Origin of the sequence: Bacillus multifaciens (assembly GCF_030756675.1) — a bacterium.
In the GTDB taxonomy this organism is placed as follows: Bacteria; Bacillota; Bacilli; order Bacillales; family Bacillaceae_G; genus Bacillus_A; species Bacillus_A multifaciens.
This window is the reverse complement of record NZ_JAVBXD010000004.1, coordinates 180,900-191,304: the sequence shown is the minus strand read 5'-3', so window position 1 is coordinate 191,304 and position 10,405 is coordinate 180,900. Positions and strand designations below refer to the sequence as shown.

Annotated in this window: 11 protein-coding genes; 6 read left to right on the top strand and 5 right to left on the bottom strand. The window is 34.1% G+C overall.

Translation table 11 applies throughout. From position 1 onward, the window contains the following. Positions 1-647: transposase (locus tag Q9306_RS05025; RefSeq protein WP_306195940.1), on the bottom strand; the 647-nt coding region annotated here is incomplete at its 3' end. Positions 648-999: 352 nt separating this feature from the next. Here Q9306_RS05025 and Q9306_RS05020 point away from each other — a divergent pair. The 3 genes from Q9306_RS05020 to spoIIP all read left to right on the top strand — a co-directional run bounded on the left by Q9306_RS05020 (position 1,000) and on the right by spoIIP (position 3,667). Then, on the top strand, positions 1,000-1,431 hold the full coding sequence (locus tag Q9306_RS05020) for an NfeD family protein (RefSeq protein WP_306195938.1): 432 nt from the start codon (positions 1,000-1,002) through the stop codon (positions 1,429-1,431). Beyond that, entirely contained in the window at positions 1,431-2,390 is a 960-nt protein-coding gene (locus tag Q9306_RS05015; protein WP_306195936.1) for an SPFH domain-containing protein, read from the top strand. The genes Q9306_RS05020 and Q9306_RS05015 overlap by 1 nt, the downstream gene beginning before the upstream one ends. A gap of 131 nt (positions 2,391-2,521) precedes the next feature. Then, positions 2,522-3,667: a stage II sporulation protein P gene (gene spoIIP, locus Q9306_RS05010; RefSeq protein ID WP_306195934.1), complete on the top strand. Its 1,146-nt coding sequence runs from the start codon at positions 2,522-2,524 to the stop codon at positions 3,665-3,667. 20 nt (positions 3,668-3,687) lie between these two features. Here spoIIP and Q9306_RS05005 read toward each other — a convergent pair whose 3' ends face one another. Next, positions 3,688-4,149, bottom strand: coding sequence for a DinB family protein (locus Q9306_RS05005; RefSeq protein WP_306195932.1), 462 nt, complete (start codon positions 4,147-4,149; stop codon positions 3,688-3,690). A gap of 166 nt (positions 4,150-4,315) precedes the next feature. Between Q9306_RS05005 and alr the strand changes: the two genes are divergently transcribed. Next, on the top strand, positions 4,316-5,500 hold the full coding sequence (gene alr / locus Q9306_RS05000) for an alanine racemase (protein WP_306195930.1): 1,185 nt from the start codon (positions 4,316-4,318) through the stop codon (positions 5,498-5,500). 82 nt (positions 5,501-5,582) lie between these two features. On the opposite strand, the gene Q9306_RS04995 is transcribed toward alr, so the two are convergent. The 3 genes from Q9306_RS04995 to pdxR form a co-directional block, all read right to left on the bottom strand. Further along, on the bottom strand, positions 5,583-5,999 hold the full coding sequence (locus tag Q9306_RS04995) for a GNAT family N-acetyltransferase (protein ID WP_306195928.1): 417 nt from the start codon (positions 5,997-5,999) through the stop codon (positions 5,583-5,585). Between the two features lie 36 nt (positions 6,000-6,035). Further along, positions 6,036-6,911, bottom strand: a complete 876-nt coding sequence (locus tag Q9306_RS04990; protein ID WP_306195958.1) for a phosphotransferase — start codon at positions 6,909-6,911, stop codon at positions 6,036-6,038. A 164-nt stretch (positions 6,912-7,075) separates the two neighbouring features. Then, on the bottom strand, positions 7,076-8,470 hold the full coding sequence (gene pdxR / locus Q9306_RS04985) for a MocR-like pyridoxine biosynthesis transcription factor PdxR (RefSeq protein ID WP_306195927.1): 1,395 nt from the start codon (positions 8,468-8,470) through the stop codon (positions 7,076-7,078). Between the two features lie 128 nt (positions 8,471-8,598). Between pdxR and Q9306_RS04980 the strand changes: the two genes are divergently transcribed. Both Q9306_RS04980 and Q9306_RS04975 read left to right on the top strand, forming a co-directional pair. After that, entirely contained in the window at positions 8,599-9,027 is a 429-nt protein-coding gene (locus Q9306_RS04980; protein ID WP_306195925.1) for a GNAT family N-acetyltransferase, read from the top strand. 206 nt (positions 9,028-9,233) lie between these two features. Further along, a complete protein-coding gene (locus Q9306_RS04975) occupies positions 9,234-10,382 on the top strand; it encodes an acyltransferase family protein (protein ID WP_306195922.1) in 1,149 nt (382 codons plus the stop codon). Positions 10,383-10,405: the final 23 nt, after the last annotated feature.

Sequence of the window (10,405 nt, the reverse complement as noted above, 5' to 3'; positions counted from 1 at the left end):
TTGATAGATAAACGTGCGTCAGGATCTACCGGGCTAACCTTTGTCTGTTTTTCTTCTATTTTTGAACGTTTCGCTGGTAGAGATTTTTTCCCATGACGCAAACGGTGATTGTTAATAATCGCTAAATCTTTGTCTTTTTCTTCTATGGCTTTCTCCTCTATTAGGGTTTCGCGGATACGTTTATTTGCGTTTGCTTTTAATTCTGTTTCATCCGCCACCCATGTTTCATTCGCGATAAATCCTTCTTGATGAATCAAACGAAGACAATGCTGAAAAAGCTCTTCCCAAAACGCCGTGTTTCGTAAACGTTGCGAAAGAAACTTAGAGATTGTTGAGTGATCTGGAATTTTCTCTTTTGGAGAAATACCTAAAAACCAACGATATGTCGCATTCTGTTTTACCTGTTTACATGTGAAACGAACCGAACGAAAGCCCTCCAAATACTGAATCAATAAGATTTTCACTAACATAATTGGATCTTTCGTTGGGCGACCAATACGATGTGGATAGAACACTTCTAACTTCCTTGTCACAAAATTCCAATCCATTACTTGATCTATTTTTACTAAATGATGTGAAGCATCATACATCATTTCATAGTACTTTCGATTCTCTTCAACTTGTTTCATGGAATATGTAACATACATAAAAACTCTCCTCGCTTCATTTCATTCACGAGGAGAGTGTATCGAAATTTTTAGTTTTTGTCTATTGACTAGATTGTTTTTCAACAGCATGAAAAGCAATGTTTCTTAGAGGGAACATTGCTTTTTATTGTTATGATTTACAGTATGTATTGTAAAATGAGAAAATTGCTTTTTTAGAGAAGATTTTTCTTTTTTGTCACTTTTTGAGAGGGTTTATCATGTATAATGAAGAATATATTAATATATAATTTTAATATATTCTTCACCTATTAATGGATGTTGCGGATGCAACGTGATAAAGTTTTCTTTCTCTCATATACATATAAAAATAGAATGGAAGCGAGGGTTGCACATGACAGGGTGGGTGATTTGGTTTGTCATTGCCGGTCTTTTATTTATTGCGGAAATGCTGACGGTGACGTTCTACTTATTATGGCTTGGGATAGGTGCTGTGGTCGGAGGTCTAATTGGACTTTTTGTACCAGACTCTTTGCTACTTCAAGTTGTGATAGCATCTGTTATTAGTCTTAGTTTGACATTTTTTACAAAACGAATTTCTAAAAATTTTCGAGAGGCGAAAGGATATACAGACGCAGTAGATCAGCTTGTTGGGAAAAAAGGTATAATTATGCAAGCGATTACAAATGAAGCGAATGGTATTGTGAAAATAGAGGGAGATATGTGGACTGCTGTGTCAGATAAACCAATTTTAGATGGGGAAAGCGTTATTGTTGTAAAGAGAAGCAGCACGGTAGTGCATGTGAAAAGGGAGCGTGAATTATAATGGTCGGTTTAACATTATCAATTATTTTAGCATTAATTGTGATTGTATTTATCGCATTATCAATTAAAATTATTCCGCAGCAAAGAGTAGGTGTTATAGAGCGTTTAGGTAAATTTCAGCGTGTGATGCATCCGGGTTTAAACATAATTATCCCGGTTATCGATCGTGTACGTCTTTATCATGATTTGCGTATTCAACAAACGACTGTTCCACCGCAAAAAGTAATTACGAAAGATAACGTACAAGTTGAGATTGATACAATTATTTTCTATCAAGTTGTTGATCCAGAGCTTGCGACGTATGGTATTTCAAATTATGAATTTGGTGTTCGTAATATTACATCTGCAACAATGCGACAGATCATAGGGAAAATGGAGCTTGATGAAACATTATCTGGACGTGAAAAAATTTCAACAGAAATCCGTTTAGCGCTTGATGAAGCAACGGAAAAATGGGGTGTTCGTATTGAACGCGTTGAAGTTGTAGATATTAATCCTCCTAAGGATATACAAGCAGCGATGGAAAAACAAATGAAAGCAGAACGTAATAAACGTGCCATTATTCTCGAAGCTGAGGCAGCAAAACAAGATAAAGTTCTTCGGGCTGAAGGGGAGAAACAAAGTAAAATTTTAATGGCTGAGGGGGATAAAGAAGCGCGCATTCGAGAGGCCGAAGGTTTACGAGAGGCGAAAGAATTAGAAGCACAAGGGGAAGCGAAAGCGATTGAAGAAATTGCAAAAGCAGAACAAATCCGGATTCAGATGTTGCGTCAGTCAGGACTTGATGAGAAAGTACTTGCATACCAGTCATTTGAATCCTTAACAGAGATTGCAAAAGGACCTGCAAATAAAGTATTCCTTCCATCAAATGCTGTTGAAACATTAGGAAGCTTAGGAGCAATTGGAGAGTTATTTAAAGAGAAAAAGCAACCTTCTATAGATACGAAAAATGAACAATAGAAACGAAGAAGAGAAATGGCATCCATTTCTCTTCTTTTTTTGAAACATATTGAATGTGAATGCAAAATAGTGCAATCAGAATGTATATCGCAAAAAGCTTGTACATACCCATGTATAGAAAGGGTGGTACGATGAAAAAGCATTTTATACATTCTCAGATGCATGGGAAGCAGATTATTGTTTTACTGTGTTCTTATGTGTTTTTTATTTTAGTGGCTGCGTCGCTTAGCACAACGATGTTACAGGCAATGAAATCGTATTATGTAAATCAATGGTTCGGAAAAGTTTCCTCGCAAGGATTTATGCAAATGATGGAAAGGGAGAATCGTTATTTTTCTTCTGCATATGCTCATACAAAGAAGAAAGAACCAGCGGGAGCATTATTGTTTTCGTTAATGACTGATATACGTTTGCAAGATATTCGAACATTTATAGGAAAAGAAATACCGGGAATGGCCAACTATTATTCCGATATTCTAGTAGCAGGAGAAGGAACAGACTATACGAATATACCGGATGAATCAAGTATTCCAGTAGAAGAGATTACAAAAGAGCGTGAAGTAAATAAAGAAAAAATTCAAGAAGCAGAAAAAAATAATCCCGTTCAAAGGAAAGAGAATAGTATAAAAGGAAAAAACGCTGTATTTATTTATCATACACATAGTTGGGAGTCATTTTTACCATTATTACCTAAAGCGAAAATTCCAGATGAAGCATCAAGTCCAGATGTAAATGTGTCACTCCTCGGCGTTAGATTAAAACAGCAATTAGAAGGACAAGGAATTCGAGCCTTGCATGACAAAACTAATATGGGAGACTTATTAGCACAGAAAAAGATGAAATGGTATCAAGCTTATAAAGCTTCACATGGTTATGTAAAAGAAGCGCTCACTCAAAATAAGGAAATCGCGTTTCCAATTGATATTCATCGAGACGATCAACGCAAGAATGTTACGACAAAATTGATTAATGGGAAGTCATATGCAAGACTATATTTTATTATTGGTATGGAGAATGAAGGACGAGAAGAAAATATGAAGATTGCAGGCGCAATCAATTCCTATTTAGATAAACATTATTATGGGCTTAGTCGTGGGATTTTCAAAAAAGACAAAAATAAGGGGGATGGGGCATATAATCAAGATTTATCTTCGAATGCATTATTGGTCGAAGTCGGTGGCGTCGATAATACCTTAGAAGAGTTGTATAACTCAATTGATGTATTAGCAGAAGCATTTAGTAAGTATTATTGGGATGCGGAGAAAGTAAATAGGTAGTGAAGTGGTCCTTAAATTTCTTATTCGAACAAAGAAATTTGAGGATCTTTTACATGTTCTGTTAATAAAGTATGTAACTGACTACGATGATGATAAAAATGAGCAACAATTTCAAGTAACCATTCAAATCGAGAGTAGGAAGCACCCCAGTAGGAATGGGTAACTTCTTCAAGTTCTGTTAAGGAATAGGCTTGAAATGTTTTAGATAGAAGATGGAAACCTTCTTTCATTGTTTGTTGAATCTCTTTAAGCGTAAGTGGTGTATGTTGTATGTAAAATAAATCTAACTCTTCCTTTGATCCTTCGTTTAAAATGAGAAAATCAGCATGGCAAATTAGAGATAGATGCGTACAAATTTCAAATAGAGAGCGTTTATTTTTGAGCGGTTGTTGCTGCAATTCAGCGTAAGTAACCTGTTCTAACATCTGTATTGTAGAATCAATCGCAATTTCTAATTGGTGTAGTGCAGCTTGAACAAACATTGTATTTCTCCTCACATCTGTTTATAATAAGTTTTTAAGGGTATTATATCATACTTAAGATTCTGAAGATTCTAGTAGTTTGACTAGGAAAATGAAAAGTATTATAGTGTTAAAGGTCCTATTGAACGATAAATAGAATGGAATTATTGAGTTAGGAGTTAGGATAATGATTTCAAGATACGGAAGAGATACAATAGTTGAAATAAATTTAGATGCTGTAAAACATAATGTGAGAGAATTTAAAAAACGTGTAAACGATGAAAATATTGCAATGATGGCAGCTGTAAAAGCAAATGGTTATGGACATGGAGCAGTAGAAGTTGCGAAGGCTGCAATTGGAGCTGGAGTAAGCCATCTGGCGGTTGCATTTATAGATGAAGGAATTGAACTACGTGAAGCAGGTGTAACAGTACCGATTTTAATTTTGGGATATACACCGGAGGATGCTGTAGAAGACGCAATTGAATACGATATTATGATGACTGTATACAGAATTGAAGATTTGAAAAATATTGATCGTATAGCAGAGCATCTGCAAAAGAAGGCGCGTATCCAAATGAAAATTGATACAGGTATGAGCCGGATTGGTTTACAAGAAGAAGAAGTGGTACCGTTTCTGCAAGAATTACAAAAAATGCAACATGTAGAAGTAGAAGGAATATTTACTCATTATTCTACTGCTGATGAAGTAGATAAAACATATACGTTGATGCAAAAAGATTTATTTGAGAAGGCTGTAAATATTGCAAAAGATATGGGGATTCATTTGCCCCTTATTCATAGCTCGAATAGTGCAGGAACAATGGAGCTAAATAATGAATTTCAAAATATGGTTCGTGCTGGAATCGGGATATATGGAATGTATCCATCGAATGAAGTGGATCATAAAACAGTAACACTTCAGCCGATTTTAACATTAAAGTCCAAAGTGGCTCATGTGAAACAGGCTAAACAAGGAAGCGGGGTAAGTTACGGCAATACGTATGTTGCGACAGGGGAAGAGTGGATTGCTACGATTTCAATCGGATATGCAGATGGATTTAGTCGTCAATTGTCAAGTAAAGGGTATGCGCTTATCAATGGTGTGAGAGTACCTATTATTGGCCGTGTTTGTATGGATCAGCTTATGCTTGATGTAACGAAAGCGATGCCTGTACATGTTGGGGATGAGGTTGTCTTATACGGTAAGCAAGGTAATGAAGAGATTGCGGTAGAAGAAATTGCTGATATGTTAGGAACAATTAATTATGAAGTAACGTGTATGTTAGATCGAAGAATTCCGCGTATATATAAAGAAAATGATAAAATTGTTGGTGTTGTAAATCCATTAAGAAAAATGATGCATAAATAATTTAAGGTTTTTTCTATATATGAAACAAAGAAAAGGATAGATAAAGCAGAGTGGTCTCTGCTTTATCTATCCTTTTCGTATATTAAATTCTTTTTTGTAAGTAATAGTGAGTATGTCCTTTTGGGAAATTTTCTATAACACCATATACTTCATAGCCATGCTTTTTATAAAATTCAGGAGCTTGGAAACTAAAAGTATCAAGTTTGATGAGCGTACAGTCTGTTTCTTTCGCTATTCGTTCAGCTTCTAATAGAAGTTTACTACCATAACCTTGGTGACGCAGGCTATCATCGACCCATAGAATATCAACGTGTAGGCATTGCCAAAAAATAATACCGATTAAACCAGCTACGATTTCTTCATTCTCATTTTTTATTGTTAAACAGACGTCTTTTAGAGGTGATGGTTTACTTTCTGAAACTTGCGAGTTATTGAAGGAAATGAGTTGTTTTCTAATATAATCGCTGTCTTTCTTACTCCATTTGTTTTGAATTTGCATAGTGTATTCTCCTTTTTATATTGTGTTGTTTGATAATTAAAAGAAAGATGGGTGTTCCATCCACTCGTCTAGGTCTACATTTCCTTGAACAGACAGTAAACGATATAAATATCGATATGGTTCTCTGCATAGTGTCAAGCTTGGAAGAGGGGAGATAGTTTCATAGCCTTTTCGAAATGCTGCAGCTTCTGTTTTTGTAAATAAATATTCTAATCCAATCAAATCAAATTCTTGCGGTCCAATAGCGTAAGCTTCTGTATCTACAAGTCCTGTAATTTTTTGCCCATCTGTTAAAAATTGTGTTGGATCCATATCGATAAGAACAAATGATGCTTCTTTTGGTACGGGAAGAGACGAAGTTTGAGAAATAAATTCTTTTAACCTATTATGAATTTTTGGATTATGTGAGTGAAATCGTTCTATAAGTTCTTTGCTAGTTTGTATCATATGTTGATGAAAGCTATGTAATGGAATTTGATGTGTTCTAGATGGATTGCCAACATAGTTTGTTTTGTATTGATGAATTTCAGCTAAACCTTTTCCAAAGTTATATAGTAAAGAGTCAGGCTGATTGATGAAGGATTGCAGCGTTTGTCCTTCTAGTTTTTCGACAACAATGTACTCTCGATCTAGTACATACTTACGTAACAATTTGGGGATAGGAAGAGTTGTATATTGCCCGAGTGTATGATTGATGATTTCTAGATCATGAACAAGTCGTGGGTCAATTCCGAATAATTGTTTGCATCCCCACCAAAAATCATTATTTGGTTCTTCATTTAATTTAGAAGAGCGAACAATGACTTCTTCATAGTTTGTTTTTACCAACCATACATTGCTTGCATGGTCTTCGTAGCCAGGATGTAATTCTTCTATGTGTAAAATAGGAGAAGAAAACATTGTTTGTAGCATCATATCGTATACGGTCTCCTTTTTCGAAATATTCACTCAAAATTATTATACAATATTTATAGGTAAAATAGGGGTGTTTTGGGTGGGTAAGTGATAGGATAGAACCACAAAAGTGCTCTAAACAGATGAAATACATCGTTTACAGCACTTTTTGTGTATGTTACTTAAAACCAGGCTTTCTTCAATAACTGAATGGCACAGGGAATGTCGGTTATGGATACCCCTCCAAATCCCATCAAAACGTAAGACTCATTCTGTAAATCATTTACTATATCATACGGAGATAAAGGATATACTTTTACGCCTTGTTCAGCTGCCATATCAATAAGCCCTTGTTCATTCCTTCCATTATGAACATGTAATACAATATGAAGTCCTGACTGAGAACCTATGATATCGACAAGAGTTCCCATTTCTTGCTGAATTGTATGTACTAATAATTGATGTTTCTTTTTATATACAGTGCGAATTCGATTCAAGTGTCGATTCCAATAACCCTCTCTCATAAATGTTGCAAACGTGAGTTGTTGTATTTTGGAGACGGTTTGCTTGAAGATAGTGCCATCATGTTGATAAGTTTTTAGCAGGGCTTGTGGAAGAACCATATAACTCATTCGAATTGAAGGTAAAAATGATTTCGAAAATGTGCCCATATAAATAACACGTCTATTTGTATCTAATCCTTGTAAGGAAGGAATAGGTTTTCCGGTATAACGAAATTCACCGTCATAATCATCTTCTATAATGTATCCGCTAATGTCGTTAGCCCACTTTAGTAGTTCCATTCGGCGGGAAAGTGGCATAATCATTCCGTATGGAAACTGATGAGACGGTGTTACATATACGATATTTGCCTCACTTTCATATAGAGAAGAAATATGAATCCCTTTTTCATCTAGAGAAATGGGTTGTATATGTAATCCGCAGCTTTGTATTATAGCTCTTACTCGGTGAAAACCCGGATTTTCCATTGCATACGTGTATTCATTACCAAACAATTGCAAAAGTAACCAAAGAAGAGGTTGTGTACCCGCTCCAATAATAATTTGTTCTGGTGTAGATTGAACACCGCGTGCTTGGTAGAGATAACGAGAAATTTCAGAACGGAGCTGCCATTCACCTTGAGGGTCTTCTTTTGTAAACAAATCATTCTCATATTCTAAGAGACAATTATTTGTGACCTTTTTCCAAGTAGACAATGGAAAGGAAGAGGTATCTATGCTTCCGTGACTGAAATCGAAACGGAAATTCTCCTGAACAGATTTTCTTTTATTTATTATATTTTTATTATTTGTTGTTCGAATCATATCGTAATCTATACTCGCCACAAATAAACCACGTCTATGTTTACTTTCTACATATCCTTCAGCTATTAACTGTTGATATGAAAATTCCACTGTATTACGGCTTACATTAAGCTGCAAAGATAAATTCCGATGAGATGGGAGACGACTACCCGCTTCAATATTTCCTTGCAAGATTTCTTTTTTTATATAGTTATAAATTTGGATGTAAAGAGGTATTTTATTATTTGAGTCTAAGGGGATTGTAAACTCCATTGTTATCACCTTTCAAACTGCCCTTGTAAAAAAGAATAAAACTGTCACTTATAAAAGAGGCATATGATTTTTATAATAATAATCATAAAACATTTTGAATTTTTGATAAATAGTTGGAGGGAAAGAATATGAATACATGTGTACACGAGGTAAAAACAGAGGAAGAATTTCGTAAGGTGTTACCTGTATTACAACAACTACGGCCAAAACTTTCTCTAGAAGAAGCGCTGTCTCTTTTAGAAAGGATGAAAGAAGAAAATTATCGGCTATTTTCTTTATATAATAGTGAAGGGGAAGTGATGTGCTTAGCAGGTACGGCAATTTGTACAAATTTTTATAATAAGAAACACGTTTTTATATATGATCTTGTTACAGCAGAAGCACATCGTTCAAAAGGACATGGAGAAAAACTACTCTCGTATATTGAGGAGTGGGGAAAAGAAAATGATTGTTCTTGTGTCGTACTAACCTCAGCGTTTTTAAGAGTAGATGCACATCGTTTTTATGAGAGAGAAGGGTATGAGAAGGTGAGTTATTCATTTCATAAGGAAATATAGAAAAATATAAAAAAGAAGAGGATTTCAAAAAAATGGATTTTTTTGAAATCCTCTTCTGTGTTTTTGAGAGGGAGAGAAAAATATAAATATGGTAATGGTTATGCATATCTAAAAGGAATAAAAATGGGTAGGGATATATAAATATATATAAAGTTGGCTTGTATACATGTTTTGTTCATTTTAAGAGAGATAGAGGTAACGGAGATATGGAAGAACGATATAAAGAACTTGATTCCTTAAGGGGACTTGCTGCGCTTTTTGTAGTAATTGGTCATCATTTTATGATTTTTTCTGTTTATGAGAATTATCATTATGAAGAAAATGGACCATTTTTAATATTTTTACTAAAAGAAACACCAGCTAGGATTATATTTAGCAGTGGTAACGAATCAGTTGTTTTCTTTTTCATTTTAAGTGGATTTGTGTTATATAAATCGATTTATTCTAGTCAATTGAGTTATTGTGTTTATTTCCTCAAGAGATTTTGTAGAATCTATATCCCTTATGTCGTTGCTCTATTCGCTGCGATTATATGTCAATTTATGTTTAGTGATTATGGAATTTCTTCTTTGAGTCAATGGTTTAATAAATCATGGACAACAGTTTCATCACCGACCTTAATTTTACAGCATCTTTTATTTATTGGTGTGTACAACACAGATGCATATAATAATGTCATTTGGTCACTTGTTCATGAAATGAGAATTTCGATTATATTCCCTGTTTTGTTAATTTTCTTTTTTAGGAATACATTTCGTTACTCGGTAATATTACTGTTCAGTGTGAACTTAGTTTCGATTGGCTGTTTAATTCTATTCCATTCTACGTTAACAATTACAAGTTATACAATGACTCTACATTATTCTGTATTGTTCTTACTAGGAGCATTATTAGCAAAATATAAAGATCAGTTAACTATGTATTATAGTAAGAAATCAGCATTTATAAAGTTTATTCTATTTACCATTGCAATAATTTTGTATCTATATGAAGGGATTATTGGAGAGTATCCATTGTTAAACAATTTTTTATTTCGAAATTATGTAGTTTCTCTGGGGGCTTGTATGTTTATTATTTTAAGCATGTCTTCATCATTTTTTTCATTATTTTTGTCCCATAAATATTTTAACTACCTCGGTAAAATTTCTTACAGTCTTTATTTATATCATGCAATTTCATTATTTTCTTTCATATATATCTTTTATGGACAGTTACCAGTAGGGGTTATTCTTTTTATATCTTTTCTTTTCTCTTTTATAATTGCATCACTTGCGTATGTATTTATTGAAAAACCTATAACGGCGGTTGGAAATTATATAACCAAAGGAACAAAGCAGTATAGGAAAAGTATATAGTTAAAAATTTGTATAGAAATGGA